The following is a 25,953-nucleotide window of genomic DNA, read 5'->3' on the forward strand; positions in this document are numbered from 1 at the left end:
CCCGTCCGTCTCAGCTGCTAGTCGACCAACGCGGGTGGCTTGCCCTTGTCGCGTGGCCGGTCTTCGACCATCTTGCCCCACACGATCATTCGGTACTTACTCGTGAACTCGGGGGTACAGGTGGTCAGTGTGATGTAGCGGCCGGGTTTCGTGAAGCCGGAGCCGGGCGGCACCGGATCGAGGACGGCCGTGTTGCCGGGGCTCGTCTGCGGCAGGATGCTCGCCATCTTGTAGACGTAGTACTTGTCCTGCGTCTCGACGACGATCGGATCGCCCGGTTTGAGCCGGTTGATGTACCGGAACGGCTCGCCGTGCGTATTGCGGTGACCGGCGAGCGCGAAGTTGCCGGGGTTCGCGTCCGGCATCGGGGTCTTGGTGCCGCCCTTGTTGTAGTGGCCGACCATCCCCCGGTCGAGGACCTTGTGCTTGTCGATGCCCTCGGCGACCGGTGTGACGACGTCCAGCTTCGGGATGTGCAGGAGCGCGAAGCCCTGGCCGGGTTCGAAGGCCCCCGGCTTGCCCTTGCCCTTCGCCCAGTCCTCCTGGAGCTCGCGGGCGGCCGCGTCGGCCTGCTGCTGGGCTCTTATGTTCGTCCACCACAGCTGGTACGTGACGAAGAGGAGCATCAGGACGCCGATGGTGATGAAGAGTTCGCCGATGGCGCGGCTGGCGACGGTGGCGGGGCCGGGCTTCGCGGCACGGGCGGCGCGGCGGGCCTCGACCCGGGTGAGGGGGCGCTCCGCCTCTCCGGCGGGGGGCGTGGAGGTGGCCGCCCCGGAGGCGGTGGCCGCCCCGGACACGGCGGCCGACCCGGACGCGGCGGCTCCGGAGGCCGCGGGCTTCGCGCCCCGGCGCCCCTTGTGCTTGGCGGCCTTGCGTCGCGCCGCCCGTCCGCCCGGGGGCGGGGCGACCGGTGCACCGGCTATTCGGCGCGTGTCCGCCGTCCGCAACCCGATGGTCTCGTCGTCCCGGGGAGGGTCGTACGCCGCCGGGTACGGCTCGGGCGGCACCTCGGCGTCCCCCAGAACCTCCCCCGGCACCTCGGGCACCGCAGGCACCACCGGCACCTCAGACGCCTCGGGCCCCACCTGCCCCCCAGCCGCCCCCGCCCCGCTCCGGAACCACGGCGACGGATGCTGCCCCGGCGCGGCGGCGTCGGGGCCACCGGGCACGGTCACGCCGTAGCCCTGCCCACCACCGGCGCAAGCCCGCTCGACCGCCCCACCGCCCCCGCGTCGCCGCACTCCACCAGCCAGTTGGCGAGCATGAGGTGGCCGTGTTCGGTGAGGACGGACTCGGGGTGGAACTGGACGCCCTCGACGGGCAGTTCGCGGTGGCGCAGGCCCATGATGATGCCGTCGGCCGTGCGGGCGGTCACTTCGAGCTCGGCCGGGACGGCGGCGGGCTCGGCGGCCAGCGAGTGGTAGCGGGTGGCGATGAAGGGGGACGGCAGGCCCGCGAAGACGCCCTTGCCCTCGTGCGTGACCGGCGAGGTCTTGCCGTGCAGGAGCTCCGGCGCCCGGTCCACCACACCCCCGTACGCCACCGCCATGGACTGCATGCCGAGGCAGACGCCGAAGACGGGCACGCCGGTCGCGGCGCAGTGGCGCACCATCTCCACGCAGACGCCCGCCTGCTCGGGCGTGCCGGGTCCCGGCGAGAGCAGGACGCCGTCGAAGCCGTCCTGGGCGTGCCGCAGCTCGACCTCGTCGTTGCGAAGGACCTCGCACTCGGCGCCGAGCTGGTACAGGTACTGGACGAGGTTGAAGACGAAGCTGTCGTAGTTGTCGACGACAAGAATGCGGGCGCTCATTGGCCGTCCACCGTCACATCGTTGAAGGGCAGCAGCGGCTCCGCCCAGGGGAAGACGTACTGGAACAGCACATAGACGACGGCGAGGACGAGCAGCAGCGAGAGCAGCGCCTTCACCCAAGCGTTCCCGGGCAGATGCCGCCAGATCCAGCCGTACATGCCGTCCCTTCCGTCGTCGGGCGCCACCAGGCGTCGCCGTTCGGCACCAGACTAACGGCGCAGTGCCTCGGGTTTCCCGGCCTCCACGGGCTGGGTGGCGTCGAGGTGGGCCGAGGCGATCAGGCGGTGGCTGTGGCCCCACTCCGGTTCACAGGTGGTGAGGGTGAGATAGCGGCCGGGCTCGCGGTAGCCGGATTTGCGCGGGACCGGGTCGATGACACCGATGTCGGCGGGCAGCGTGCGGTACGGCTTCCTGTCGATGCGGTACGTGAACCAGGTCGTGCCGTCGGTCAGGACGACGGCGTCGCCGGGGCGCAGTTCGGGGAAGTCCTTGAAGGGGTCGCCATAGGTGCGGCGGTGTCCGGCGACGGCGAAGTTGCCCTTCTGGCCGAGCTGGGCGGTGCGCGCGTAGTGGCCGAGGCCCTTCTTGAGGGTGCCGGTGGCGGTGCCCTGGAGCACGGGCTTGTTCCACGTGAAACCGAAGCGCGGGATGTACATCACGGCGAAGGGTTTGCCGTCCCGGTACGCGGCGGGCTCCGGCGGCGCGGCGTCCGCGTCCTTGCCCGAGCCCTGGGCGGCCACCGGCCGCCGCGCCCACTGGTCCTGCAACTGGTCGATCTGGCTGTCCATCGCGCGGTCGGCCTTCACACCGGTCCAGAACAGGACGTACACGACGAACAGCACGATCACGGTCCCGATGGTGATGCACAGTTCGCTGAACGTCCTGACGATCACTCGCACCGGCACGGGGTCCCCCAGGGGCTACTGCTCCACAGGCTTCGCGTAGTGGAGATCCACTGTGCCCGAGTAGCCGGGAAGAGTCACCGCCCCGTCGTCGTCGACTTTCCAGCCGAGGCCGTAGGCGTTGACGTACAGCATGTAGTTCTGGATCTCCGGGGAGGCGGCCAGGGCCTTTTGGAGCCGGTCGGGGTCGCCGACGGCCGTGACCTTGTACGGCGGTGAGTAGACGCGGCCCTGGAGGATCAGGGTGTTGCCGACGCAGCGCACGGCGCTGGTGGAGATCAGGCGCTGGTCCATGACCTTGATGCCCTCGGCGCCGCCCTGCCACAGCGCGTTCACCACGGCCTGCAGGTCCTGCTGGTGGATGACCAGGTCGTTGGGCTGCGGCTCGGGGTAGCCGGGGAGCTTGGCGGTGGCGTCCGGCGGGGCGTCGGTGAGGGTGACCGTGACGGCGTCGCCGGTGAGCTTCCGGGTGCCCGCGTTCTTCTCCAGGGCCTTCAGGCGGGCGTCGTCGGCCTTGGTGCCGGGGCTGTCGCGCTGGGCCAGGGAGTCGACGTCGCCGCGCAGGGACCCGTTGGACTCCTCCAGGTCCTTGTTCTCGCGGCTGCGCTCCTGGATGAGGTCGGAGAGCTTCAACAGGGAGGCGTCCGTACGGATGTTGGTGCCCTTGGCCGTGTTGAAGCTGGTGACGAAGATCAGGCCGGCGAGGGCGAAGACGGCGATCGTGAGGAGCCGCACGGGGCGCCAGCGGCGGCCTCGACCGGTGCCTCCCGGGAAGTCGGCAGAATTGCTCAACGTACCCTTATCTCCTTCACCGCCGCGGAAGCACTACGCTAACGGACGCCCGGGGGAGGACTTCGCGCACCGTAGCGACGAAGAACCCGACCCGCGTCATACCCCGTTCCCTGCGCGGCCACGCAGCGCATCGACAGGAGAGACCCTCGTGCCGAAGTCACGTATCCGCAAGAAGGACGACGACTACACGCCGCCGGCGTCGAAGAAGGCGACGAACATCAAGCTGACCAGCCGCAGCTGGGTGGCTCCGGTGATGCTGGCCATGTTCCTCATCGGCCTGGCCTGGATCGTCGTCTTCTACGTCACGGACGGAAAGCTGCCGATCGACCCGCTGGGCAACTGGAACATCGTCGTCGGCTTCGGCTTCATCGCGGCCGGGTTCGGCGTCTCCACGCAGTGGAAGTAACGGTTCCACGCGGCTGAGGGCACGGCGGGCGGGCACACGTGTGCCGCGAGAGCGGAAACGGAGCCCGTCCGCAAGCCCTGGCCTGAGTTATCCACAGCGCGAGCGCCGCCATCCACAGACCTGGGGAAAGGTCTGAAGATCTGTGGATAACTCTCAGAAGGTTGACGCCGGTGTGACTGGCCCACCGCCGCGCACCGGCCCGCACACCCCTTGTCCTGCCTGGGAAAACCCGGATCGGCGACGCGCGGAACACCCGTTCCCCACTTCGTGCACAAGATCGGGCACAGACTGTGGACAACACGGGTGCGCGCGCCGGTCCGCGCACGTCGCGCACGGACCGGCCGCCGCACGTCAGGTGAGCTGGGCCGTCCGCAGCACCACGGTCACCACGATCACCGCGAACACCACCGCGCACGTCCCCCACTGCACCAGGGCGCGCCGCTCGCGCGGGGCGTGCACCATGCCGTACGCGATGGCCACACCCGCGACCAGACCGCCGACGTGGGCCTGCCAGGCGATGCCGCTCCAGGTGAAGGTGAAGAGCAGGTTCAACGCGAGGAGCGCGATGACCGGGCGCATGTCGTAGTTCAGGCGCCGCATCAGGACCGCCGTCGCGCCGAGCAGGCCGAAGATCGCGCCGGAGGCGCCGAGGGAGGCCTTGCTCGCATCTTCCAGGAGGTAGGTCAGGGCGCTGCCGCCGAGGCCGGACAGCAGGTAGAGCGTCAGATAGCGGGCCCGGCCGAGCGCTGCCTCCAGCGGGCCGCCGAGCCACCACAGGCCCAGCATGTTGAACGCGATGTGCCAGATCTCCTGGTGCGTGAACATCGATGTGACCAGGCGATACGCCTGGCCGTCCGCGACGCCCTCCGTCGGCACGAACGGGTGCGGCGGCCACTGGCCGATCAGCACCAGATCGCTGAGCAGGCTGTCGCCGCGCACCCGGACCGCGACGAACACCAGCAGGTTGATCGCCAGGATGATCTTCGTGAGCAGCCGGGGGTCCTGGGCGATGGTGCCCCCCGCGAGCGTGCGCGGCTGGGTCGCCGCGGGCGAGTGCCCGGTGCCCGAGCCGCCCCGGACGCACTCCGGGCACTGGAAGCCGACCGAGGCACTGATCATGCACTCCGGGCAGATCGGCCGCTCGCAGCGCGTGCAGGTGATGCCGGTCTCCCGGTCCGGATGCCGGTAGCACGTCGGCGGGCCCTGCGCGTCCCGCGGCTCCTGCGGGCTGCCTGGCGCCTGGTCCATTGCGGTCCCCTCATTCTCCGTACGAAGGCGGCGTGACGAACGCGCCGCCCCGCCCTTCCTCTACGGATGGGCGGGGCGGTTTGGTTCCCTCACGGGTGCGCCGCGCGGGCGCGCCCGGAGCTCGCGTCGGCGCTCAGCCCTCGCGCGTCTCGATGACGACGGACTCGATGACGACGTCGTTGACCGGGCGGTCGGTGCGCGGGTTGGTCTGGGTGCCCGCGATGGCGTCCACGACCTTCTTGCCGGCGTCGTTGGAGACCTCGCCGAAGATGGTGTGCTTGCGCGTCAGCCACGCGGTCGGCGAGACCGTGACGAAGAACTGCGAGCCGTTGGTGCCCGGGCCCGCGTTGGCCATCGCGAGCAGGTAGGGCTTGTCGAAGGCCAGGTCCGGGTGGAACTCGTCCTCGAACTCGTAGCCCGGGCCGCCGGTGCCGTTGCCCAGCGGGTCGCCGCCCTGGATCATGAAGCCGCTGATCACCCGGTGGAAGACGGTGCCGTCGTACAGCTTGTCCGTCGACTTCTTGCCGGTCGCGGGGTGCACCCACTCGCGCTCGCCCTTGGCGAGCTCAACAAAGTTCTTGACCGTCTTGGGCGCGTGATTCGGCAGGAGCCGGATCTCGATGTCGCCCTGGTTGGTCTTCAGGGTGGCGTAAAGCTGCTCGGCCACGATCTGCCTTCCGTTGTCCTCTGTGACCCTCCGATCCTCGCACGGACCGGATTGGGACGAGTAGCCACCGACTGGGCGCGCACCGCCGGGATCCGTGGCATTGTCGTCGACAAGCTCCGCTCGTACCGAATCGGTCGAGTTCACGGGGGAGCGGTCGATGACCCGGATGCCCGCCCTCACATGCCCCGGTTCCATCCGGCAGGCATGATCCCGGAAAGGGTGGAAAGGTGACATACCTATACGCCACCAAGGAGGAGGATCCCGTGACCCGCAAAGAGAGCGTGCGCGCCGCGGCCGACTCGGCGAAGGAGAGCGTGCGGCACGCCGCGGACGCGGTGGCCCCGTACGCGGACAAGGCGGCCGAGGCCAAGGACAAGGCCACGCACCTGGCGCAGGAGGCCCGGGCACGGCTTGCGCCGAAGGTGTCGCACGCCGCCCACACGGCCGCCGATCAGGCCCGCGTCCAGTTCGACGCGCATGTGGCACCGCGCGTGGAGCAGGCCCGCAGCCATGTGCCGCCGAAGGTCGACCACGCGGCGCACGAGGCCGCGGCCCGCACCCGCAGGGCCGCGCGCCAGGCCGCCGACTTCTCGAGGCCCCATGTCGAGCACGCCGTGGCGGCGGCGGGGCCGGTCCGCGAGGAGGCCGCGTCCCGCGGTGCCGCGGCGCTCGCCGCGCTGCGCGGGCAGGTCTCGCCCGAGCAGATCGAGCACCTGGCCCGCAGAAACGAACGCCGTGCCCGCGCCGGGCGGCTCGCCAAGCGGCTGGCCGTCCTCGGCGTCCTCGCGGCCGGTGCCGTCGCGGTGTGGAAGTGGTGGGACAAGCAGGCCAACCCGGACTGGCTGGTCGAGCCCCCCGCGGCCACGGAGGTCCCCGACCGGACCCCGCTGACCTCGGTCGACGGCAGCGCCCAGGCCTCCCTGGACCCGGAGGTCCAGGCGAAGCAGGCGGAGGCCGAGGCCGACGACCGCGAGGACCGCACCTGACTCACGCCGAGCACCGGGCCCGGCCCCCCACACAGGGGGCCGGGCCCGAGCCGCGCCGGGGCAAGCCCCGCCCCTGAGCCCTCGCCCGCCAGAACGGCCGACCAGACGGCTGCCAGAACGGCCGACCAGATACGGCTCACCAGATGCGGCTCACCAGAACGGCTAAATCACCAACCGCCCCTCCACCACCTCCCGCGCCACCTCCGCCAGCTTGCGCTGGTGGGAGCGGGCGTGGCCGCGGAGGATCGCGAAGGACTCGTCCATGGAAAGGGACTTGCGGGCGGCAAGGATGCCCTTGGCCTGTTCGATGGCGAGGCGGCTGGTCAGGGCGTGTTCCAGTTGGCCGGCGCGGGTGCGGCTGAGGCTCAGCTCGCGTTCGCGCAGGACGGCGATGGCCACGATGTCGGCGAGCGACTGGCCGAGCCGCAGCCCTTCGTCGGTGACCGGCGCCTGGTCGTTGCCGAACAGGACGAGCGCGCCGACGGTCCGCTCCCGGCCGCGCAGCGGACGGGCCGCGACATGGGTGTGCCCGAGGGCGAGCGCCCGGGGCACGTAGTACGGCCAGCGCTGCCGGGCGATCAGGCCCGTCAGATCGGTGCGCGGCACGGGGCGGCCGGTGTACCAGCACTGCGGCCCCGGCCCCTGCTGCCGGGAGTGGGCGTCCAGGACCAGCTCGCGGGACGGTTCCTCGGACGCGTAGACCTCGGCGGCGTCGGTGCTGTCGCCCGCGCCGGCCAGCACACTGCAGGCACGGACACCGAGGAGTTCTCTGCTACGGACGGCGAGAGCGGCCAGCAGCCCACGCGAGTCGAGGGGCAACTCGGGGCTTCCGCCGGACAGTTCGACGAAGATGTCCGCCAGGTGTTGCCGTGGCGTCGTCATGACGGCCCTTCCGGGGTGAGTTTGAGATCACCGGACACGATGCTGCGGGCAAGGCTCTCCAGGGGCACGGCGAGAGTGAACGCGCGGGCCTTGACGAGCGCCAGCGCGTCATCGACGTGGCAGTCGACGTGCACGGACACCATCCCCGCGGCCTGCTGCACCACATCCCGGTGGTCGGTCCCGCCGTACAGGTCGGGGTCGGCGTCGGGTTCGAGGAGCACGAGGCGGGTCAGCGCCTCCACCATCTCGGCGAAGGCCTGGGTGCCGATGAGCCCGGGGCGCGGGTCGAACACCGCGAGGGCGCCGAGACGGCGCAGCGAGGTGTCCAGCGGCACGGCGGCGACCTCACGGATGCCGAGTGCGATGAGCGCGGGGCCGTAGCAGGGCCAGCGTTCCTCGATCACGTTCCCGGAGGCGAGCACCGGGCCGCGGTGGATGACGGCGTCCCGGCTCGGCCCTTCGCCGAGGATGTACTCCAGTTCCTGTGCGGCGCGCGCCGGTTCGTTGGACGCGGCGACGGCGAGCTGGCTGTTGCCCGAGTCGACCAGGGTGAGCGCGGCGCTCTTGGTGCCGCAGGCCTCGGCGACGCCGGTCATGAACCGTGGCCGGACGGCGCCGTGCCCCTGCGACCACCGGGTCATGCGGCGGGCGAACGCCTCCTGGAGCTCCGCCGACGAGCGGTGACAGCCGGCGCTCTTGCGGAGCGCGGCAGCCGTCTCCTTGTGCAGGTCCTGCCCCGGTTCCAGCGCCCAGGCGTCATGCCGAAGAGCGGCCTCCTCGGCGTTCGTGGCCCGCTGGCGCGCCGCCGCGGCCCGGCCGTACGCCGAAGCGGCCTGCTCGGCATAACCGTCACCCCGGGTCATGTCCGAAGCGTACGCCCGGAGTTCACGGAACACAGGGCCCTTGGGGACTTCTCACTCCACACTGGCGTGAACACTCCGCGTCGCCGCTCGCCTCCCCGCACCGCACGCCACACCCGCGGGCAGGAGAGCCGTGCGACCCCTCAGCCGCGGCTCTGCAACAGCTCCTCCATCAGCAGCACGACCCCGCCGTTGTGCCCGTTGAACGGCGAGCAGACGATGTTGCACACGATGGTGCGGCCGATGCGGCTCACGGCGGTGACGCCGACCTGCTCGGTGCGCTTGCCGGTGTCCAGGCACTTCTGGACGAGCGGCCGCAGCTGCTCCGTGGGCAGCCCGAAGTCGAGTCCGTAGAACGGCTCGTCGATGACCTCGTCCAGGCGCAGCCCCCACAGCTCGCTCGCGCCCCGGTTCCAGCTCTTGACCCTCATCTCGGCGTCCAGGACCACCACACCCGCCGCGATGCTGCTCATCACGCCCTCCAGGAAGGCGCGGGCCTCGTCCAGCTCCTCCGAGCGGATGCGCATCTCGTCGTTCATGGTCTCCAGTTCCTCGTTCCCGGACTGGAGTTCCTCGTTGGTCGTCTCCAGTTCCTCGTTCGTGGACTGGAGTTCCTCGTTGGTGGTCTCCAGCTCCTCGATGCTGGACTGGAGTTCCTCGTTGGTGGTCTCCAGCTCCTCATTGGTGGACTGGAGTTCCTCGTAGGCCGTCTCCAGATCTTCGCGTACGCGCTTGATCTCGGCCTTGAGCTGGGTGGAGACCGTGACGTCGGAGAACGTGATGATGGTGGCCGCGGGCAGCCCGTCGTTACCGGAGAGCGGTTGGATCACGATGTCGTTGTACTGCACGTCGTCTCCTGTCCTCCGCTCGACCCGGTTGATGCGCAGTGTCCTGCGTTCGTGCGTGGCCTGCTCGATCAGCGAGCGCAGCTCGACCGGCCGGTAGGAGATCTCCAGGTCCTGGAAGAGCCGCCCGCAGTCGTTCGCGGTGAGCCCGAACTGCACCCGGGCGTGCGCGTTGACCAGCACGACCGTCCCGTCCACGTCGACGGCGACGGCCGGTACCGGAATGGCGTCGAGCAGCAGGTCGCGCAGCTGCCGGTTGCGGGCCACCGAGCGCTGTTCCAGGCCGACGCCGGCCCTGATCTTCAGGGGCGTGGGCTGGTAGGGCGGTCCCGAGTCGCCGGGCCTGCGCCTGAAGACGCGCTGGCGCATGCTGACGACCTCGAAGCGCTCGGCGTCGTTCAGGAGCATCTCGGCCTTGCCGAGGAACAGGAACCCGCGCTCGCGCAGCGCGAAGTGGAAGCGGTCGACGATCTGCGCCTGCGCCTCGACGTTGAAGTACATCAGGGTGTTGCGGCAGACGAGCAGGTCGAGCCGGGAGATGGGGGCGTCGCGGGTCACGTCGTGCCGCCCGAAGATCACCCGGCGCCGCAGGTCGGGCCGGAAGCCGAACTGTGCGCCGTTCTGCTCGAAGTACTTCTCGCGCAGTTCGATGGGCAGGGCTTCCAGGTCCTTGGCGGTGTAGAGCGCGGAGCGGGCCTCGCGCAGCGCCTCCTCGTCGACGTCCGTGCCGTAGATCTTGACGCGGTTGACGCACTCCTCGATGCCGAGCGCCTCGGCGAACATGATCGCCAGGGAGTACGCCTCCTCGCCGCTCGAACAGCCCGCGCTCCACACCCGCACCTCCTCGTCGGGGTCGAGCCCGGCGAGCAGCTCCGGCACCACCTCGCGCTGCAGAAACGTCCATGCGTCGGGGTCGCGGAAGATCGAGGTGACATTGATCAGGATGGTGTTGAAGAGCGCGCCGAATTCGTCGGCGCTGGTCTCCAGGCGGTCGCGGTAGTCCGCGTACGTCTGCACGTCGACGTCGGACATCCGCTTGCGGATGCGGCGCCCCAGGGAAGAGCGCTTGTACCCGGTGAAGTCGAATCCCCGCGCGTCCCGCAGAAAGCCGAGAAGGTCCTCAAGTTCCTCATCCGTCTCGGTGTCCTGCGTACCGGCCATCACTGCCTCTTGTCCTCGACGAGTCCGCGCACGACCGCGGCGATCTCCTCCAGAGGTAGCACGAAGTCGACGGCTCCCGTACTCACTGCGGCCTGCGGCATACCGCTGAATTCGGCCGTCTCCGGGTCCTGGGCGATCACCGTGCCGCCGCGCGACTTCACCGCGTCGACGCCCATCGCGCCGTCGCTGCCCGTCCCGGTCAGGACGCAGGCGATGGCCCGGGGCCCGTACGCCCCCGCCACCGACTCGAAGAGCAGGTCGGCCGAGGGCCGCACGAAGTGGACCAGGGCGCTGTCCGACAGCCAGAGCATGCCGTCCGGGCCCACGAGGAGGTGCCGGTCGGGTGGCGCGATGTGAACGGTGCCGGGCCGGGCCCGCTCACCGTGCTCCGCGAGCTTCACCGGCAGGTCGGTGCGGCGGGAGAGCACCTCGGCGATCACCGTGCGGTGGCGCGGGTCGAGGTGCTGGACGAGGAGCACGGGCACGCGCAGATCGGGGCCGAGGCCGCTGAGCAGCACTCCGGCGCCGTGCACACCTCCGGCCGACGACGCGATGGCCACCACCCCGTAGGAGGTGTCCGCGTCGACATCCGTGCCGGTGTTCGCCGACTCCTGAGGGGTCACACTGTCGAGCCTAGCGCGGGCGGCGGCCGCGGTCTCGGGCCCGGACACGAACAGCCTGTTCGGAAGGGTCGAAGAGGCCCGCCCGCGGCGCGGACGGCGGCCCCGCGCTCCCCAGGCCCTTACGCCAGGCGGCGCAACCGATCGTGCGCGCCGGTGCCGTCGCGCGTGTCCTTGCAGGTATGGGCTACGGCATAGACGGCCCGCGCGAAGCGGGCACCACACGACGGAACGCGCTCGGCCTGGCCGCGGGACTGCTGGCCGGCGGCGCGCTGACTGCGACCACGGCGACCCCCGCGTCGGCGGACGACGAATGGGCCGCGCCGGGGGAGGAATGGGCCCCCGAGGCCGAGGACTGGTGCGTCGCGGACTTCGACGAGGAGTTCGAGGCCGACCTCGCCGCCGCGGAGGCCATGCTCCCCGAGGAGGACAGCCGGGGCCTCGGCGCCCCGGAGAAGCCCACGGGCAGGTACACCCGGCCGTTGCGCCGCCGCTACCGCGTCACCTCGCGCTACGGCGTGCGCGGCAACTGGGCCGCCGGGCACCACACCGGCATCGACCTGGGGGTGCCGCACGGGACCCCGGTGTACGCGGTGACCGGCGGGGTCGTCGTGCTCGCCCGCTGGTCGGGGGCGTACGGCAAGGCGGTGACCGTACGGATGCCGGACAAGCGCTATGTGGTGTTCGCGCACCTCTCCCGGATCTCGGTGCGCCAGGGCCAGCGCATCCGCACCGGCGCCCGCATCGGCTACAGCGGCGCCACCGGACGTGCCACGGGCCCGCACCTCCACTTGGAGATACGGGCCCGGCGCGGCTACGGCTCGGACATCAACCCCGTCTCCTACCTGGCCAGGCGAGGGGTACGGCTGCTGTAGGCGGCTTGTCCGGAGCGGTCGGCCGCGGGCTACTGGACGGCGGGCACCGCGTTGGTCACGGGCGCCACCAGGTCGGTGATCTGGTGCAGCTGGTGCAGTTGGTTCAGACCGCCGAGCTGGCTGGCGACCGTGGGCACCTCGGCCCGGCGCTCGGCGGGGATGCCGGAGGTCTGCAGGTCGTCGATCGTGTCCAGGACGGAGATCTTGGACGCGGTCGACGCGTCGGTGGACGCGTGCGCGGCGGGCGCGGCCAGCGCCGCGGCACCGGCGGCGAGGGAGACGGCGGCCATGAGTCGGCGTGCTGATGTCATGCCCTCACAAACGTCCGGGCGCGGTGAAGGATACGGTTCGCCGACCGCTGTCACTCAGGAAGCGCACCCCGCCCCGGGGTGTTCTCCGGAATTTCTCGGCCCCCCGTACGACACGAATACGCAAAGCCTCACCCGGCGTGACTTCGTGTCAACAACGTGCGTTAGAGGAACTGCGGCCGTCCCTATGCGGCCGTATTTTCCCAGTCAAAGGAGAACGTGATGTCTCGCATCGCGAAGGCAGCCGCCGTCACGCTCGGCGCAGGTGCCGTCGTACTCAGCGGTGCCGCGCTTGCCTCGGCGGACGCGGGCGCGCAGGGCAAGGCCGTCGGCTCCCCCGGTGTGCTCTCGGGCAACCTGGTCCAGGTCCCCGTCAACGTTCCGGTGAACGTCTGCGGCAACACCGTCGACGTCGTCGGCCTGCTGAACCCCGTGTTCGGCAACAAGTGCGCCAACACCGGCGACCTGCACGGCGGCTACGGCAAGTGACGCCGAGGCGAGGCCCCCGGCATCGGCCGGGGGCCTCGCCGTGTGCGGGGCCGCCCGCGCGGGCGGCTCCGCCCCGTCCTCGCGGCGCCACTCGGCGTACCGGTGGATCGGCTACTCGGCGTACCGGTAGATCGTCTTGTGGCTGAGCATGTCCTGCGGCGTCGTCCGCCACGGCGGCATCGCCTCGCGGCGCGCGACGACGCGCTGGTACTGCGCGTCACCGAGGGTGGGCGGCTTCGCCGGGAGGTACGGGGCGGAGTCGGGGCGCAACCGCTGCCACCGGCTCCACAGCAGGTCGACGAAGGCGTGGTTCAGCCAGAAGACGGGGTCGTTGACGGAGCCGCCGCCGAGCATGTGCCCGCCGACCCAGCGGTGCACCCGGTTGTGGTTGCGCCAGCGCGCGCTGCCGCTCTCCTCCGTCCAGCCCTCCAGGCGGTTGCGGAAGCCCCGCCGTGACGTGGAGTCCCAGGGCTCGACGTCGTACACCGTCTCCGCCATCGCCCACGTCACGTCCCGGTGGGTCGGCAGCTCCATCGGGTCGGCGCGGCGCCCGAGGTCACGGGTGAGGAAGTCCCCGTCGGTGACGGACTCCTTGACGATCCAGCCGTTGCGGCGGGCGAAGGGACCGGTCATGACCCGCCGGTCGCCGCGCCGCCCGTTGCCGCCCATCAGGTCCTCGCCCCACAGGGACGCGGCCGGGCTGCGGTCCTTCGTCCAGTCCCAGTACGGCACGGTGACGCCGTCGTCCATGCGGCGCAGGGCCCGCTCGAAGTCGAGCAGGAACCGGCGGTGCCAGGGCAGGAAGGTGGGCGACATATGGGCGACGCGCAGCCGGTCGTCGCCGTCGGAGACGTAGAAGTCGATGTGCGTGCGGACGAACTCGTCGTACTCGCCGCGGCGTTTGAGACGTAACACGGCGTCGACGAACCGTCGTCGCTCGGCCCGGCTGAGGGTGTTCTGGTTCCTGCGCGTATAGACCATGGCAGTCGGTATCCGTCCGTTCTCCGTTCCCGGTGCGGGCGGGACTCAGTGGAGTCGGCCGCTCAGAGTCTGGTGCGCGCCGAGTTCGTCGACCGCGCCGCGGACGGCCGCCAGCGGGGTCGCGTACGACTGGTAGTGGTCCATCATGCTCAGATAGCTGCCGTCGGCCCGGCGCATCAGGCCGAGCGGCTGCCCGTCGACGGTGACCCGCCAGCCGCCGGGGCCGTGCTCGCGCTGGCCCGTCGTGGGCTCGCCCTGGATGCGCCGGCCGCGGTACGTCTCGTCGAACCCGGGCCCGCCCGGTGCCCCCGGCAGCCCCTCCTGTCCGTCCTTCTCGCGCAACCCGCGAAAGGCACCGACGGCTCCGAGGGCCGCCGCGGCCGCGACGGCGATGAGATGACGGCGCGTCAACCAGTGGACTCTGCGTACGGACGACACCGCGGCATTCTCCTCCCGCGCCGGGGACGGTTTCGACAAAACGCGGTCAGCTCATCCAGAAATCCCACCAACGGGTGAGGATCAGCATTCCGATGACGCCCGTGTGCAGCACCGGGAAAACCCAGGTGAAGTCATTCATGAACGTCCGCAGCGACGCGGGCGCGGGCAGAAGTCCATGGCGCACGTTGTGCGAGGTCACGTACCAGAACATGAGGATCGTGGCGGCCCACGCCAGACAGCACCACAGGCACAGCGCGTTGACGCGGTAGAGCGACTGGAATTGCAGCCAGGCGCAGAATCCGACGCCGAAGAGCGTGCCCGCGTTCAGCGTCAGCCAGTACCAGCGGGGAAAGCGGGCCCCGGCGAGGAGGCTCGCGCCGACACAGAGGACGACGGCGTACGCGGCGAGGCCGAGCAGCGGGTTGGGGAAACCGAACACCGCGGCCTGCTCGCTCTTCATGACGCCGCCGCAGGACACCACCGGGTTCATGCTGCACCCGGGGACGTAGTCCGGGTCCTTCAGGAGCTCGATCTTGTCGAGGGTGATGACCCAGGAGGCGAGCAGCCCCGCCGCCGCCGTGAGCACGAGGAGCAGGGCGAGGCCGCGCCCGCCCCCGGCCGTCCGGGAGTTCTCCGGCCGGGGGGCGGTGGCGGGCCGGGCTCCGGGGACTTGCGCCGGCACCCGTCCCGTGGTCGCGACGGCGCGCATCAGCCGCGCAGCCTGCGCACGGGCAGCAGGCAGTGGGCCGCGTTCAGCATGGTGTCCTCGGACCCGGCGAAGTCGCGCAGCGCCTCCTCGGAGACGGGGCTGCCGGGCTTGCCCTCGGGCCAGGCCACGGTGGTGATCATGAAGTAGGCGTGGCCGCGCTGTTCGACGGCGGCGAGCCACTCGGGCGGGACGACGCACTGCGCCTTGACGTGCGGCATGTTCACGACGGCCTGCTCGGCCTCGACGAGGAGGCTGACGGGCAGGGAGGGGGTGCGGGCGCCGTCGAGGACGGGGCCGCCGAGGGGCAGTTGCTCGTTGTGCAGGAGGGTGCGCATGGCCTCGGCCGTGGCTTCGGGGCCGCCTTCGGCGTCGCCCAGGGAGTAGGCCAGGAGGAAGGCCATGTCCTGCTCGTCCTCCGGGTGTTCGCCGCTCCAGGCGAGGACGGCGAGGGTGCCGAGGTCGGTCACCCGGAAGGTGCGCTGTTCGTTGGAGGTTGAGGTCATGGGCTGCACGCTATAGACGCGTGGGGGCCGCCCGAATCCCTTTGTCACCTGTCTGGCGGAGCACGGAAACGGCATCACACGATGGGGTCAGCGGGCCCTCGGGCTTGACGCGGCCGGGTCCGCCGATGCCGAAGGGCGGTCCACCGACGCAGAAGGGCCGGTCCCGGCGGTGTGTCGCGGGACCGGCCCTTTCGCCTCCGCTGCGGAGGCGTCCCCGAGGGGCTTTCAGTTGTTGGCGCCCGAGTTGCCGAACGCCGGGTTGAGCGCGCCGACCAGGTTGGCGGTGTTGCCGACCACGTTGACCGGGACGCTGACCGGGACCTGGCCGAGGTTGCCGGAGGCGACACCCGGGGAGCCGACCGCCGCGCCCTCGGCGCTGGCGCCGTTCTCGCTGGCGAAGGCGCTGCCGGACGCGGCGCCCGCGGCGAGGCCCGCTGCGGCGATGACGAGGGCGGCCTTCTTGACATTCTTCATGATCAAAACCTTTCCGTGGATTTACTTCAGCCTATGGACACGAATGCGGAAAGCTCCGCAAAAACACGCCCATGGGTTCCTGTCCTCATTCCCCCATTGACTTGGCTACTTCCCGAGCGGAAGACCACCGAGAATCTGCGTCGGGCCGCCGGGCGCGTTCAAGCCCTCCGCGGCGTCCGACACGGTGTTGACGACGGAGTCCTTGTTCTCGGTGTCCAGCATGTTCGTGCTGAGCGGCTTGGCGTCCAGCATCGACTGGCCGAGAACGGTCTCCAGGCCGCCGTTCAGGCTGGTGGGCGTCAGGTCGCTGGCGAACGCGGGCGCGGCGACACCGGCGACGGCCATCGACCCGGCCAGGACAGCGGCAGCCTTGAGGGACTTCATCGTGTTCCTTTCTGCGGCGACTTCGATCGCCTATGGGGGCACCGTTCAGGCAGCGAATGCCTGTCTCTTGAGTTCACTGCGCCTAACGAGCGCAGGACGGTACGGAAACCCCTGAGAGGAAACTTCCCCCCGGCCCGCACGGATGAAAAGGGCCGCTATTTCTCATATCAACGGGCGTATTTTCGGGCGGGGTTGACGACGCCACCCGCCGCCCCGGTGGGGGAAGCGGCGGGTGGCGAGGGTGCGGGGACCGGCCTCAGACCGGCAGCTTGGGCAGCGGCAGGCCGTCGGTCGGCAGCTTGGGCAGCGCGGGCAGGCCCGGCAGGTTCGGCACCGGCAGGCCGCCGCCGAGGACGGTGGCGACGACGACGTTGACCAGACCCGTGACGACCGCCGTCGCCGCCGGGACGACGCCCGCGGCGTCACCCGAGGTGACGGCCTTGAGGAGGGTGTCGACCGCCTTCTGCAGCGCGGTCAGGGCGTCGCCCTTGATGTCCATCGGCGCCTGGGCGGCCGGCGCGCCGCCCAGCGGGAGCTGCGGCGTCGCCGGGAGCTGCGGCGTCGTGGGGAGCTCGGCGCCCTTGGGGACAGGGGCAGCCGCCGTGACCTTCGCGATCGCTTCCTTGACGGCGTCCCCGAGCTTCGCGGCGTCCGCCGCCGGAAGCTGGCCGTTGTCCGCCTTCAGGGCGGCGTCGAGCAGGTCGGTGACCGGCTTGAGGACGCCGCCGATGTCGCCCAGCGTCTTCACCTGCGCCAGGAGCGCGTCGACGCCGGGAAGAGGCACCTGCGGCGCGGTGGCCGCCGCCTCGCGCGCCGTGTCGTCGTGGGTCGCGGCATAGACGGGGCCCGCGGTGCCGAGCAGCAGCGCGGTGCACAGGAAGGAGGTCGCGATGCGCCGTACAGGCAGAGCTCGCATAGGTCTTTTCCCTTTCGGTGATACGTCGGATCCTGTGATCACCGTCTAAACGGCCGCCACGGTCCGCAACCGAGCGGCGACGCACTGCGGCGAGCTGTGCCCGGTGGAACCGGCATCGGCGCAGGTGAGAAGGAAGGGCGGCGGGTGCCCGACGACCCGGCGGGCGACGTCCATCCGGGGTACCGACGTACTCCACCCGGAAGCGCGCGACACGCGAAGCGGCGGCCGCCCCCGAAACCGGGGACGACCGCCGCTGTGCCGACTCTGCGTCAGGCGCTGTACGCCGAACGGCTGTACGTCAGTCGTTGGCGCAGGTGTTGCCGAACGCCGGGTTCAGCAGGCCGATGACGTTGATGCTGTTGCCGCACACGTTGACGGGAACGTGCACCGGCACCTGGACGGCGTTGCCCGAGATGACGCCGGGGGAGTGGGTGGCCGCACCCTGCGCGCCGCTGTCGGCGGCGGCGACACCGGCGCCACCGGCCACGGCGGCGGCGGCGACGGCGGACAGGGCAAGGGCCTTGGTGGTACGCGACATGGAGTACTGCTCCTCGTTCTGATGATGCGGAAGCCGTGCGTGATGCCCGGTGTGGGGATCAACTGAATTCCCCGACGGTGGGTTGTGCGCCCAGATGAGTGATGTGTTCCCCGCACTTCGGCCACACGCTTCACCAATCCGACACACGGCAACAAGTCGTCAGAAACTCTCGGAATAAACGCTACAGTTGCGCTTCCTTCTGAGTCTATTTCCGTCATACACACTCAGATCCACACATTTATGCGATTAACCGCACTGTGGAAGGCCAGCGCCGTCATGCGTCATCTTCTGGGCCCGCGTCGTGTGTTCGCCGTCCTGCTCGCCCTCACCGGATGCCTCTCACTGACCGGCACCGGCTCCGCCGCCCCGGGCACGGACGCCGCCGCCCCCGACGGCGAGAAGGCCCGCATCGCCTTCGCGCAGCGTTACCACGCGGTCCAGCACGGCGGGATCGTCCGGGCCGCCAACTCGGCGATCACCTGCCGCCGTCCGGTGTCCCGCGCGGCGGCCCCGTGCGCGGACGTGCGGCGCGGCGGGCCCGGCGCGAACCACGACTTCGAGATGTTCTACACGGACATCGACCGCGACCCGAACACGTACAACTCCAGCGCGGGCGAGCTCCGGCTGCCCGCCGGGTCCCGGGTCTCGTACGCCCGGCTCTACTGGGGCGGCAACCTCCGCGTCGGGGAGCAGAAGCCGCCCAAGGACAACGGCCGGGTGCTGATCGCCGAGCCCGGCGGCAGCTACCGGGCCGTCCTCGCCGACACCCTGACGGGCCACCGGGTCGCGGGCGGCGCGGACGCGTTCCAGGCGTCCGCCGACGTCACCTCGCTGGTCCGCGGCTCCGGCTCGGGGCTCTACACGGTCGCGCAGGTCAACGTCGCGATGGGGCACTCCAAGGCCGGAGCGTGGGGCGGCTGGACGCTGGTGGTGGCGTACGAGAACGCGGCGCTGCCGAAGCGGTCAATCGCGCTGTGGGACGGGTTCGACTCGTTCGGAGTAACGGGGCGGCGGCACACGGTGCGGATGAAGGGCGTCCCCGTGGCGTCCGGTGCGGCAGGTGACGGCGGCGTCGTCGGGCTCGTCGCGTACGACGGCGACCGGGGGGTGCGCGGTGACGCGGTGCACGTGTCCGCCGGGCGCGGCAGGGCCGTGCCACTCTCGGACCGCGCCAACCCCGCCGACGACGTACTGAACTCGACCGTCAGCGAGCCCGGCCGACCCGCCCTCAGGAACCCCGCGTACGCCAACACCCTGGGCTACGACTCCGACGTGCTGCGCCTGCCCGACCGGCTGCGCGGACAGCGCGGCGACCTGACGGTGCGGATGTCCGCGCGGCGCGACGCGGCCTGGACGGGTGTGCTGTTCGCCGCGGTCGACGTGAAGCGGTAGCGCGCATTCCGTCGTCCTGACCCAAGGAACCCAAGGAGTCGTGCATGCAACTGCCGTCGAACTCCTCCCCCGCGCCGCGCGTCCTGCACGTCAGCCAGCCCGTCGACGGCGGCGTCGCCCGCGTCGTCACCGACCTGGTCAGGGCGCAGCGCGCGGCGGGCATGGACGTGCACCTGGCCTGCCCGGACGGCGGCACCCTCGCCCGCTCCGCGGGGCCCGTCCCCGTGCACCCCTGGGCGGCGGCCCGCTCCCCCGGCCCCGGCCTGCGCGCCGAGGTGCGCGACCTCGCCCGGGTCGTGGACGCCGTACGGCCCACCCTGGTGCACGCGCACAGCGCCAAGGCGGGGCTCGCCGCCCGGGTCGCCGTGCGCGGGCGCGTACCGACCGTCTTCCAGCCGCACGCCTGGTCGTTCGAGGCCGTCGACGGCGGCGTCGCGCTGCTCGCCCGCACCTGGGAGCGGCACGCGGCCCGCTGGACGGCCCGCACCCTGTGCGTCAGCGCGGCGGAACGTGACACCGGCCGCCGCGCGGGCATCACGGGCCCCTGCTCCATCGTGCCGAACGGCATCGACCCGCAGCGGTTCGCCCCGGCCGACCGGCGGGCGGCGCGCGCCGAGCTGCTCGCGGCGGGCGAGGGCGTGTGGGGCGTGGACGCTCCCCGGATGGCGGCTGCCCCCTGGTTGGACGCCCCCTGGGCGGACGGCCCCTGGGCGGACGGCCCCTGGCTGGACGCCCCCTGGGTGGTGTGCGTCGGACGGCTGTGCCGCCAGAAGGGGCAGGACGTGCTGCTGCGCGCCTGGACGACGGTGGCCGCGCGCGTGCCGGGGGCCCGGCTCGTGCTGGTCGGCGACGGGCCTGACGCGGAGGCGCTGCGGGCGGGGCTGGGTGAGGCGGCGGGGCTGCGGACGGGGCCGGCCGACACGGCGGACCTGCGGGCGGGGTCGGCTGACGCAGGAGTGCTGCGGACGGGGCCGGTCGACGCGGCGGACCTGCGAGCGGGGTTGCCGGGCGCGGGGTCGCCGGGCGCGGGGTCGCTGCGGACGGGGCTGCCTGACACGGGCGCGCTGCGGACGGGCTCGCCGGACCCGGCGGCGCTGCGGGCGGGGCCGGTCGGCACGGCTGCGCTGTCCGACGCCGCCGGCTCCTCCGTGACGTTCGTGGGCGCGGCCGAGGACACCGCGCCCTGGTACCGGGCGGCCGACGTGGTCGTCCAGCCGTCCCGCTGGGAAGGCATGGCGCTCGCTCCCCTGGAGGCCATGTCCTGCGCCCGGCCCGTCGTCCTCACCGATGTGGACGGCGCCCGCGAGAGCCTGCCGCCCGCGCACCACGCCCACGCCCTGGTCCCGCCCGAGGACCCGGACGCGCTGGCCGACGCCCTGACGGCCCTGCTGCGCGACCCGGCCCTGCGGGAGTCCCTGGGCGCACAGGGGCGCGCACACGTCCTCAGCCACCACGACGTGCGCCGTACGGCGGCCGCGGTCGAAGCGGTGTACCGCGAACTTCTGGGCCCGGCGCCCACCGAGCACAGGGAGTGCAGCACCACGTGAGCGCGGAACGCACCGTCACCTCGTCGTCCGGACACCCACGGCAGGACGAGCGGCACCGGACCGGGCCCCTCGTCGTCGCTCCCCGGGGAGCACCCGCCGGGCGCGCCGGTGGCCGCGGCGGGCTGCCCGTCCACCGCGGCCACCGGGCCTTCGCCCTGCTCTCCGCCGACGCGCTCGCCGCCGTGACCGCGGCCCTGCTGCTCCCGGACCCGTACCGCTCCCCGGCCCTGCTCGCCGTGCTCCTCACCGGCGTCCTCGCCCTCAACACCCAGGGCAGGCTGTACGAGGACACGCTCGCGCCGTCCCTCCTCGACGAACTGCCCGCGCTGGCCTGGCGGATCGCCCTCGCCTGGTGCGCCGCCTCGGTCCTCGCCCCGGCCCTGACCCCGGCGCTCGCCCCGGTCGTGCCGCCGTCCGCCCCGCTGCCCCCGGCCACCCTGCTCACCGCGGCCGCGCTGCACGGCGTGCTCGGCGCGGGCGGCCGTGCCCTCGCGCACTGGCACCGCAGGGCGGCGGCCGCGCGCAGGCCCCGTCCGGTCCTGGTGCTCGGCCACGGCGGCCAGGCGCGGAGCGTGGCGGCGGCACTGCTGCGGCGGCCGCGGTGCGGGGTGCGGCCGGTGGGGGTCGTGGGGGAGGCGGGGGCGTCTGGGGAAGCAGGGGTGTCAGGGGCTTCGGGGGACGCCGAGTACGCGTACGGGGCCGAGTTCGAGCGGGGCGGGGCGTCGGGCGGGGGCGCCGGGGCGGGTTTCGGGGCCGACGGTGGGCCGGGGGCCGGGCTTGGCGCCGGATCGAGTACGGGGCAGGACAGTGGAGTCGGCGGCGGGCCCGAGCAGCACATGGGCGCCGCGCCCGAACTCCCCCTGCTGTCCTCCGAGGACGAACTGCACCGCGCCGTCATCCAGAACGACGTCCGGGCCGTCCTGCTCCTGTCCGGCCGCGCCCCCGCCGACGACGCCCGCGTCGCCGCCCTGCGCGGACTCGGCTGCGAGCTGTGGGAGGTCGACCCGCGCGGACCGACCGTCCCCGCGCCGCGCGACCGCGCCCGCCCCCTGTTCGTGGCCGGATTCCGCTGCCGCCCGCTGGTGGCCGCGTACCGGCCGCGGCCGAGCGCGGGCAAAAGGGCGCTCGACATCGTCGTGTCCGGCACCCTGCTCCTGCTCACCGGACCGCTGCTGCTCGCCTGCGCGCTGGTCCTCCGCGCCACGGAGGGCCCGGGTGTGGTGTTCCGCCAGGAGCGCGTCGGCAAGGACGGACGGCTGTTCACGCTCCTGAAGTTCCGCACCCACCGCCCCGCCGACCCTCAGGAGTCGGCCACCCGGTGGAGCGTCGCGAACGAGCACCGCATGAGCCCCTTCTGCCGGTTCCTGCGCGGCACCTCGCTGGACGAGCTGCCGCAGCTGTGGAACGTGCTGCGCGGCGACATGAGCCTGGTCGGCCCGCGCCCCGAACGGCCCTTCTTCGTCGACCGGTTCAGCCTGCGCCACCCGCAGTACGCCTACCGCCACCGGATGCAGACGGGCATCACCGGCCTCGCCCAGATCCACGGCCTGCGCGGGGACACCTCCATCGAGGACCGGTGCCGCTACGACAACGCGTACATCGACAGCTGGTCGCTCTGGCAGGACCTGTGCATCCTGCTGCGCACGGTCGGGTGCCTGCTGCGCCGCACGGGGAGCTGATCGCGTGGAACACGCCCTGCCGCACCCGCCCCCGCACGCCTCGCCGCCCCCCTCGGGCACCTCGCCGACGCCCGCCCTCCGCCACGCCGCCACCGTCCTGCCCGTCCTCCCCGTCGTCGTGCTCCTGGCCCTGCTCGCGCTGCCCGTCCCGGCGGGCGACGGCTCCGGGGGCACCCCCGCCGACGCGTTCTCCGCGCTGGTCGTCGGCTGCGCCCTCGTCCACGTCGTCCGCTCCGCGCGCCGCCCCCTGAGCCGGAGCGCCGCCGTGGTCCTCGGCCTGCCCGTGGTCGGCATCGCCGCGGCCGCGTGCGCGTCCTCGTCGGCGGCGACCGGCGTCACCGGGGCCGCGCGCTACCTCCAGGTCTTCGTCCTCGTACCCGCTGCCGTGCTCGTCCTGATCCGGGACGCCCGCCAATTCCGGGTGCTCGCCTGGGCGTTCGTCGGGCTCGCGCTCTTCCAGGGCGCGCTCGGGGTGCACCAGAACCTCACCGGGACCGGGGCGTCGTACATGGGCGCGGACATCCGGGCGGTGGGCACGTTCGGGCCGACGGACGTCATGGGGATGGCGACGGTGGTGTCGTACGGGCTCGTTGCCGCGCTCGCCCTCGCCTTCCGCCCGCACGCGCCCCGGCAGCGGGCCGCCGCGCTGACCTGCGCGGGGCTCCTGACCGTGCCGCTCGCGCTGTCGTTCAGCCGGGGCGCGTGGATCGCGACGGTGGCGGCCTGCGGGGTGGTCCTGCTGCTCGCCGGGGTGCGGCACGCGCTGCGCGCCGCACTCGTCGGGGCGGCGGCGGGGGTCGTCCTGGTGGCCGGGCTCGGCCTCGGGTCGCAGTTGCTCCAGGACCGGCTCAGCAGCATCACCGACGTCACGGACGCCCCCGACCAGTCCGTCACCGACCGGTACGCGATGTGGGCGGCGTCCGTCGACATGTGGCGGGACCACCCGGTGACCGGCGTCGGCCTCAAGGGCTTCCCCGAACACCGCGACAGCCACGCCTCCCTCGCCCTGTCCTCCGGCAGCGACACGGCGGGCGCGGGCGCCGAGTTCCGCCGCCAGCCGCTGCTGTCCCCGCACAACATGTACCTCCTCATCCTCGGCGAACAGGGCCTCCTCGGCCTGCTCACCCTGGCGGGCAGCTGGCTGGCGCTGCTGGTGTGCGCGGTACGCGGATGGGCGCGGGTACGGCCCCGGCGCGGCCGGGCGGAGGCCGGGGGAGAGCGCCTCGACTGCGCCCTCGTGGCCTGCGGCCTGCTGGTCTGGCAGCTCGTCGACTTCATGTACGCCGACATCGGCGGCCCGTCCACGGTGCTCACGGCGGTGGCGCTCGGGGGGTGCGCCTGGTGGGCACTGCGGGGGCGGGGGGAGCGCGAGGGGGGCGCGGAGGGTTCGGCGTGCCTCTCCGGCGTGGGGCATGAGGTGGGGTCGGGGAGCGGGGCGGGTTCGGCGCGCGGGGCCGACTCGGCGTACGAGAGCGGGAGTTCGTACGAGACGGGTGTGCCGCAGGCCGTGGCGGGGGTGCGATGACGACGCTGCCCGGCACCGAGGCGGGGGCGGGGGAGGCCGCACCGGCGAAGGGCGCTCCGGGCCCGGCCGGGGCCACCGAAGCCGCCGGGCCGGACCCCGTCCCCCGTACGGACAAACCCCTCGACACCACCGCACGCTCCGGCACGAGCGCACCCTCCGGCACCACCGCGCCCCCGGGCACCACCGCGCTCCCCGGCCCGAACCCGCCTCCCGACGCCACCGCACCCCCCGTCTCCGACCCTCCTCTCGCCTCCGACCCTCCTCTCGCCTCCGACCCTCCCCCCGGCACCGACCCCGGCAACTCCTTCCTCGCCAAGGCCGCCGCCGTCACCGCCGTCCTGACCGTCGCCGGGTCCCTTCTCGGGCTCGTGCGCGATCAGGTGCTCGCGCACTTCTTCGGGGCCGGGAGCGACACCGACGCGTTCCTGGTGGCGTGGACCGTGCCGGAGATGGCGGCGACGCTGCTCATCGAGGACGGGCTCGCCTTCTTCCTGGTGCCCGCGTTCAGCCTGGCGCTCGCGCGGCGCGCGGCGGCCGACGGGGCCGGGCCCGATCCGGTACGCGCCCTGGTCGCCGCCTCCCTGCCGAGGATGACCCTGTGGTTCGTGGGCGCCTGCCTCGCGCTCATCGCCGCGGCCCCGCTCCTGGTGGCCGCGCTCGCGCCGGGCCTGCCGGACCCCGGGCTCGCCGTGGACTGCACCCGGCTGACCGCGACCTGTGCCCTGAGCTTCGGGCTCGCCGGTTACTGCAGCGCGGCTCTCCGCGCCCACCAGCGCTTCGCCGCGCCCGCCGCCGTGTACGTCGTCTACAACACCGCCATCATCGCCGCCCTGTTCCTGCTCGCCGTGCCGCTCGGCGTGCGCGCGGCCGCGGTGGGGGTGGCGCTGGGCGGCGTGCTGATGGTCGTCGTACAGGCGCCGTTCCTGTGGCGGCAGTTGCGGCTGCGGGGCGCGGCCGGGGCGGCGGGGCGGGGGGCGGCGCGGGGAGAGCAGGCCGTACGCCTGGAGACGGCCGTCATCTGGACCGTGCTCCTTTTCGCGCTGTGCCGCCAGTCGCAGGTGCTCATCGAGCGGTTCCTCGCGTCCTCGCTGCCCGCCGGGGCGATCTCGCATCTGAACTACGCGCAGAAGGTCGCGCAGATGCCGATGGTCCTGTCGCTGATGCTGTGCACGGTCACCTTCCCGGTGGTCGCGCGGGCCCTGGCCGCGGGCGAGACCGAGCGGGCGCGGGACCGGGTCGAGCGGGACCTGGTGCTCGCCGGGTGCGTGGTGCTCTACGGCGCCGCGGCGATCGTCGCCGTCGCGCCCGACCTGGTCCACCTGCTCTTCCAGCGCGGCGCGTTCACGTCGGCGGACACCTCGGCGACGGCCGCCGTCATGCGGGTGTACGCCCTCGGGCTGCTCGGCCACACGCTGGTGGGCGCCCTCGCCCGCGCCCACTTCTCCGTCGGCCGGGCCACCTGGGCGCCACTGGCCGCGATGGGCGTCGGCATCCTCACGACTGCCGGGACCGGCTTCCTGACCGTGGGCACCTGGGGCGTGTACGGCATCGCGGGCGCCAACGCGGCCGGGATCTGCGTCACCGCGGTGCTCCTGCTGCACGCCCTCGGGCCGCGCGCCGTCCCCCTGCGCACGCGCGCCGTCGCCGGGCAGTTGGGCCGCCTCACCTTCGCGGCCGCGTGCGCGGCGGGCCTGGGCGCCTGGTGCGCCCACCACGTCGGCCCGCCGGTCGCCGCGGTGGTGACGGGCGGCCTGGTGGTGGGGGTGGCGTTCCTGGCGGTCGGGTGGGGGCTCGGCGTACCGGCCCTGCGCGCCGCGACCGCGCGCCTGAGCGCCGCCGCGCGCCTCCGCGCCCCTAGCTCCGCCAGACGAAAGGGACGCCATGACAGCTGACTTCACGCGGTCCGAGGGGCCGCCGAGACCGGGCGCCCGGACGCGGCCCGAGGGACCCACGCGGCCGGACGACCGGACACCACCCCAGGGACCCACGCACCCGGGCGACCGGACACCACCC

The 25,953-nt window shown here is 72.6% G+C and carries 29 protein-coding genes; 9 read left to right on the plus strand and 20 right to left on the minus strand.

What is annotated here, in order from left to right; translation table 11 throughout:
• Window positions 1-17: 17 nt before the first annotated feature.
• Genes ACZ6BG_RS28285 through ACZ6BG_RS28305 form a run of 5 tightly spaced genes read right to left on the minus strand, consistent with a single transcriptional unit; the run spans window position 18 to window position 3,507 of the window.
• Window positions 18-1,244, minus strand: a complete 1,227-nt coding sequence (locus ACZ6BG_RS28285; RefSeq protein WP_469006547.1) for a class E sortase — start codon at window positions 1,242-1,244, stop codon at window positions 18-20.
• Window positions 1,175-1,813, minus strand: a complete 639-nt coding sequence (locus ACZ6BG_RS28290; RefSeq protein WP_468481552.1) for an aminodeoxychorismate/anthranilate synthase component II — start codon at window positions 1,811-1,813, stop codon at window positions 1,175-1,177. The genes ACZ6BG_RS28285 and ACZ6BG_RS28290 overlap by 70 nt, the downstream gene beginning before the upstream one ends.
• The gene (locus ACZ6BG_RS28295) at window positions 1,810-1,998 is read right to left on the minus strand and encodes a hypothetical protein (RefSeq protein ID WP_469007229.1); all 189 of its coding nucleotides are present in this window, start codon (window positions 1,996-1,998) and stop codon (window positions 1,810-1,812) included. The genes ACZ6BG_RS28290 and ACZ6BG_RS28295 overlap by 4 nt, the downstream gene beginning before the upstream one ends.
• 24 nt (window positions 1,999-2,022) lie before the next feature.
• On the minus strand, window positions 2,023-2,712 hold the full coding sequence (locus ACZ6BG_RS28300) for a class E sortase (protein WP_469006550.1): 690 nt from the start codon (window positions 2,710-2,712) through the stop codon (window positions 2,023-2,025).
• 21 nt (window positions 2,713-2,733) lie between these two features.
• The gene (locus ACZ6BG_RS28305) at window positions 2,734-3,507 is read right to left on the minus strand and encodes a DUF881 domain-containing protein (protein ID WP_469006553.1); all 774 of its coding nucleotides are present in this window, start codon (window positions 3,505-3,507) and stop codon (window positions 2,734-2,736) included.
• Window positions 3,508-3,655: 148 nt separating this feature from the next.
• On the opposite strand from ACZ6BG_RS28305, the gene crgA reads away from it, so the two are divergent.
• Complete coding sequence (crgA, locus tag ACZ6BG_RS28310; RefSeq protein WP_468453991.1) at window positions 3,656-3,913, plus strand: cell division protein CrgA; 258 nt, start codon at window positions 3,656-3,658, stop codon at window positions 3,911-3,913.
• Between the two features lie 351 nt (window positions 3,914-4,264).
• Here the strand turns inward: crgA and ACZ6BG_RS28315 are convergent, their stop codons facing one another.
• A complete protein-coding gene (locus tag ACZ6BG_RS28315) occupies window positions 4,265-5,161 on the minus strand; it encodes a rhomboid family intramembrane serine protease (RefSeq protein ID WP_469006556.1) in 897 nt (298 codons plus the stop codon).
• A 133-nt stretch (window positions 5,162-5,294) separates the two neighbouring features.
• Complete coding sequence (locus ACZ6BG_RS28320; RefSeq protein WP_469006558.1) at window positions 5,295-5,828, minus strand: peptidylprolyl isomerase; 534 nt, start codon at window positions 5,826-5,828, stop codon at window positions 5,295-5,297.
• 263 nt (window positions 5,829-6,091) lie between these two features.
• On the opposite strand from ACZ6BG_RS28320, the gene ACZ6BG_RS28325 reads away from it, so the two are divergent.
• Window positions 6,092-6,814, plus strand: coding sequence for a DUF5324 family protein (locus tag ACZ6BG_RS28325; RefSeq protein WP_469006561.1), 723 nt, complete (start codon window positions 6,092-6,094; stop codon window positions 6,812-6,814).
• Between the two features lie 162 nt (window positions 6,815-6,976).
• Here ACZ6BG_RS28325 and ACZ6BG_RS28330 read toward each other — a convergent pair whose 3' ends face one another.
• From ACZ6BG_RS28330 to ACZ6BG_RS28345, 4 genes are all read right to left on the minus strand, one after another.
• Entirely contained in the window at window positions 6,977-7,696 is a 720-nt protein-coding gene (locus ACZ6BG_RS28330; protein WP_469006563.1) for an ANTAR domain-containing protein, read from the minus strand.
• The gene (locus tag ACZ6BG_RS28335; RefSeq protein WP_469006565.1) at window positions 7,693-8,559 is read right to left on the minus strand and encodes a GAF domain-containing protein; all 867 of its coding nucleotides are present in this window, start codon (window positions 8,557-8,559) and stop codon (window positions 7,693-7,695) included. The genes ACZ6BG_RS28330 and ACZ6BG_RS28335 overlap by 4 nt, the downstream gene beginning before the upstream one ends.
• Window positions 8,560-8,699: 140 nt before the next feature.
• Window positions 8,700-10,562 carry a CheR family methyltransferase gene (locus tag ACZ6BG_RS28340; protein ID WP_469006567.1) on the minus strand — a complete coding sequence of 621 codons (1,863 nt, stop codon included), beginning with the start codon at window positions 10,560-10,562 and terminating at the stop codon, window positions 8,700-8,702.
• Window positions 10,562-11,185, minus strand: a complete 624-nt coding sequence (locus ACZ6BG_RS28345) for a chemotaxis protein CheB (RefSeq protein WP_469006570.1) — start codon at window positions 11,183-11,185, stop codon at window positions 10,562-10,564. Before ACZ6BG_RS28345 ends, ACZ6BG_RS28340 begins: the two co-directional genes overlap by 1 nt.
• A 179-nt stretch (window positions 11,186-11,364) precedes the next feature.
• On the opposite strand from ACZ6BG_RS28345, the gene ACZ6BG_RS28350 reads away from it, so the two are divergent.
• The gene (locus ACZ6BG_RS28350; RefSeq protein ID WP_469006573.1) at window positions 11,365-12,057 is read left to right on the plus strand and encodes a M23 family metallopeptidase; all 693 of its coding nucleotides are present in this window, start codon (window positions 11,365-11,367) and stop codon (window positions 12,055-12,057) included.
• Between the two features lie 29 nt (window positions 12,058-12,086).
• Here the strand turns inward: ACZ6BG_RS28350 and ACZ6BG_RS28355 are convergent, their stop codons facing one another.
• Complete coding sequence (locus tag ACZ6BG_RS28355; protein ID WP_469006575.1) at window positions 12,087-12,368, minus strand: hypothetical protein; 282 nt, start codon at window positions 12,366-12,368, stop codon at window positions 12,087-12,089.
• Between the two features lie 219 nt (window positions 12,369-12,587).
• On the opposite strand from ACZ6BG_RS28355, the gene ACZ6BG_RS28360 reads away from it, so the two are divergent.
• Entirely contained in the window at window positions 12,588-12,854 is a 267-nt protein-coding gene (locus ACZ6BG_RS28360) for a chaplin (RefSeq protein ID WP_469006577.1), read from the plus strand.
• A 111-nt stretch (window positions 12,855-12,965) separates the two neighbouring features.
• Here ACZ6BG_RS28360 and ACZ6BG_RS28365 read toward each other — a convergent pair whose 3' ends face one another.
• The 8 genes from ACZ6BG_RS28365 to ACZ6BG_RS28400 form a co-directional block, all read right to left on the minus strand.
• Window positions 12,966-13,835: a tyrosinase family protein gene (locus tag ACZ6BG_RS28365; RefSeq protein ID WP_469006579.1), complete on the minus strand. Its 870-nt coding sequence runs from the start codon at window positions 13,833-13,835 to the stop codon at window positions 12,966-12,968.
• A gap of 45 nt (window positions 13,836-13,880) precedes the next feature.
• Window positions 13,881-14,246, minus strand: coding sequence for a tyrosinase cofactor (locus ACZ6BG_RS28370; RefSeq protein WP_469006582.1), 366 nt, complete (start codon window positions 14,244-14,246; stop codon window positions 13,881-13,883).
• 73 nt (window positions 14,247-14,319) lie between these two features.
• On the minus strand, window positions 14,320-14,982 hold the full coding sequence (locus ACZ6BG_RS28375; RefSeq protein ID WP_469006584.1) for a vitamin K epoxide reductase family protein: 663 nt from the start codon (window positions 14,980-14,982) through the stop codon (window positions 14,320-14,322).
• Window positions 14,982-15,485, minus strand: coding sequence for a DUF5949 family protein (locus ACZ6BG_RS28380; RefSeq protein ID WP_469006586.1), 504 nt, complete (start codon window positions 15,483-15,485; stop codon window positions 14,982-14,984). Before ACZ6BG_RS28380 ends, ACZ6BG_RS28375 begins: the two co-directional genes overlap by 1 nt.
• Before the next feature lie 225 nt (window positions 15,486-15,710).
• Entirely contained in the window at window positions 15,711-15,959 is a 249-nt protein-coding gene (locus ACZ6BG_RS28385; RefSeq protein WP_469006588.1) for a chaplin, read from the minus strand.
• A 105-nt stretch (window positions 15,960-16,064) separates the two neighbouring features.
• Window positions 16,065-16,343 (minus strand): hypothetical protein, encoded by a 279-nt coding sequence (locus ACZ6BG_RS28390; RefSeq protein WP_469006590.1) that lies wholly within the window; start codon window positions 16,341-16,343, stop codon window positions 16,065-16,067.
• A gap of 256 nt (window positions 16,344-16,599) precedes the next feature.
• Window positions 16,600-17,259: a hypothetical protein gene (locus tag ACZ6BG_RS28395; RefSeq protein WP_469006592.1), complete on the minus strand. Its 660-nt coding sequence runs from the start codon at window positions 17,257-17,259 to the stop codon at window positions 16,600-16,602.
• Window positions 17,260-17,557: 298 nt separating this feature from the next.
• Window positions 17,558-17,797, minus strand: coding sequence for a chaplin (locus ACZ6BG_RS28400; protein ID WP_469006594.1), 240 nt, complete (start codon window positions 17,795-17,797; stop codon window positions 17,558-17,560).
• Window positions 17,798-18,073: 276 nt separating this feature from the next.
• On the opposite strand from ACZ6BG_RS28400, the gene ACZ6BG_RS28405 reads away from it, so the two are divergent.
• The 5 genes from ACZ6BG_RS28405 to murJ are packed head-to-tail and all read left to right on the plus strand — an operon-like array spanning window position 18,074 to window position 25,832.
• Window positions 18,074-19,189, plus strand: a complete 1,116-nt coding sequence (locus ACZ6BG_RS28405) for a DUF3344 domain-containing protein (protein ID WP_469006596.1) — start codon at window positions 18,074-18,076, stop codon at window positions 19,187-19,189.
• Window positions 19,190-19,233: 44 nt separating this feature from the next.
• The gene (locus tag ACZ6BG_RS28410) at window positions 19,234-20,736 is read left to right on the plus strand and encodes a glycosyltransferase (protein WP_469006598.1); all 1,503 of its coding nucleotides are present in this window, start codon (window positions 19,234-19,236) and stop codon (window positions 20,734-20,736) included.
• Entirely contained in the window at window positions 20,733-22,415 is a 1,683-nt protein-coding gene (locus ACZ6BG_RS28415; protein ID WP_469006600.1) for a sugar transferase, read from the plus strand. The genes ACZ6BG_RS28410 and ACZ6BG_RS28415 overlap by 4 nt, the downstream gene beginning before the upstream one ends.
• A 4-nt stretch (window positions 22,416-22,419) precedes the next feature.
• A complete protein-coding gene (locus ACZ6BG_RS28420) occupies window positions 22,420-23,940 on the plus strand; it encodes an O-antigen ligase family protein (RefSeq protein ID WP_469006602.1) in 1,521 nt (506 codons plus the stop codon).
• Window positions 23,937-25,832 (plus strand): murein biosynthesis integral membrane protein MurJ, encoded by a 1,896-nt coding sequence (gene murJ, locus ACZ6BG_RS28425; RefSeq protein ID WP_469006604.1) that lies wholly within the window; start codon window positions 23,937-23,939, stop codon window positions 25,830-25,832. The genes ACZ6BG_RS28420 and murJ overlap by 4 nt, the downstream gene beginning before the upstream one ends.
• The last annotated feature ends 121 nt before the right edge of the window (window positions 25,833-25,953 follow it).

Source organism: Streptomyces sp. NPDC041205, from assembly GCF_055591765.1.

Bases quoted from the DNA above. Each gene is read 5' to 3' on its own strand.
- ACZ6BG_RS28405 (WP_469006596.1), top strand. From the start codon at position 18,074: ATGCGTCATCTTCTGGGCCCGCGTCGTGTGTTCGCCGTCCTGCTCGCC.
- ACZ6BG_RS28340 (WP_469006567.1), bottom strand. From the start codon at position 10,562: ATGGCCGGTACGCAGGACACCGAGACGGATGAGGAACTTGAGGACCTT.
- ACZ6BG_RS28365 (WP_469006579.1), bottom strand. From the start codon at position 13,835: ATGGTCTATACGCGCAGGAACCAGAACACCCTCAGCCGGGCCGAGCGA.
- ACZ6BG_RS28410 (WP_469006598.1), top strand. From the start codon at position 19,234: ATGCAACTGCCGTCGAACTCCTCCCCCGCGCCGCGCGTCCTGCACGTC.
- ACZ6BG_RS28360 (WP_469006577.1), top strand. From the start codon at position 12,588: ATGTCTCGCATCGCGAAGGCAGCCGCCGTCACGCTCGGCGCAGGTGCC.
- ACZ6BG_RS28395 (WP_469006592.1), bottom strand. From the start codon at position 17,259: ATGCGAGCTCTGCCTGTACGGCGCATCGCGACCTCCTTCCTGTGCACC.
- ACZ6BG_RS28350 (WP_469006573.1), top strand. From the start codon at position 11,365: ATGGGCTACGGCATAGACGGCCCGCGCGAAGCGGGCACCACACGACGG.
- ACZ6BG_RS28290 (WP_468481552.1), bottom strand. From the start codon at position 1,813: ATGAGCGCCCGCATTCTTGTCGTCGACAACTACGACAGCTTCGTCTTC.
- murJ (WP_469006604.1), top strand. From the start codon at position 23,937: ATGACGACGCTGCCCGGCACCGAGGCGGGGGCGGGGGAGGCCGCACCG.
- ACZ6BG_RS28315 (WP_469006556.1), bottom strand. From the start codon at position 5,161: ATGGACCAGGCGCCAGGCAGCCCGCAGGAGCCGCGGGACGCGCAGGGC.
- ACZ6BG_RS28355 (WP_469006575.1), bottom strand. From the start codon at position 12,368: ATGACATCAGCACGCCGACTCATGGCCGCCGTCTCCCTCGCCGCCGGT.
- ACZ6BG_RS28375 (WP_469006584.1), bottom strand. From the start codon at position 14,982: ATGCGCGCCGTCGCGACCACGGGACGGGTGCCGGCGCAAGTCCCCGGA.
- ACZ6BG_RS28330 (WP_469006563.1), bottom strand. From the start codon at position 7,696: ATGACGACGCCACGGCAACACCTGGCGGACATCTTCGTCGAACTGTCC.
- ACZ6BG_RS28335 (WP_469006565.1), bottom strand. From the start codon at position 8,559: ATGACCCGGGGTGACGGTTATGCCGAGCAGGCCGCTTCGGCGTACGGC.
- ACZ6BG_RS28380 (WP_469006586.1), bottom strand. From the start codon at position 15,485: ATGACCTCAACCTCCAACGAACAGCGCACCTTCCGGGTGACCGACCTC.
- ACZ6BG_RS28390 (WP_469006590.1), bottom strand. From the start codon at position 16,343: ATGAAGTCCCTCAAGGCTGCCGCTGTCCTGGCCGGGTCGATGGCCGTC.
- ACZ6BG_RS28385 (WP_469006588.1), bottom strand. From the start codon at position 15,959: ATGAAGAATGTCAAGAAGGCCGCCCTCGTCATCGCCGCAGCGGGCCTC.
- ACZ6BG_RS28400 (WP_469006594.1), bottom strand. From the start codon at position 17,797: ATGTCGCGTACCACCAAGGCCCTTGCCCTGTCCGCCGTCGCCGCCGCC.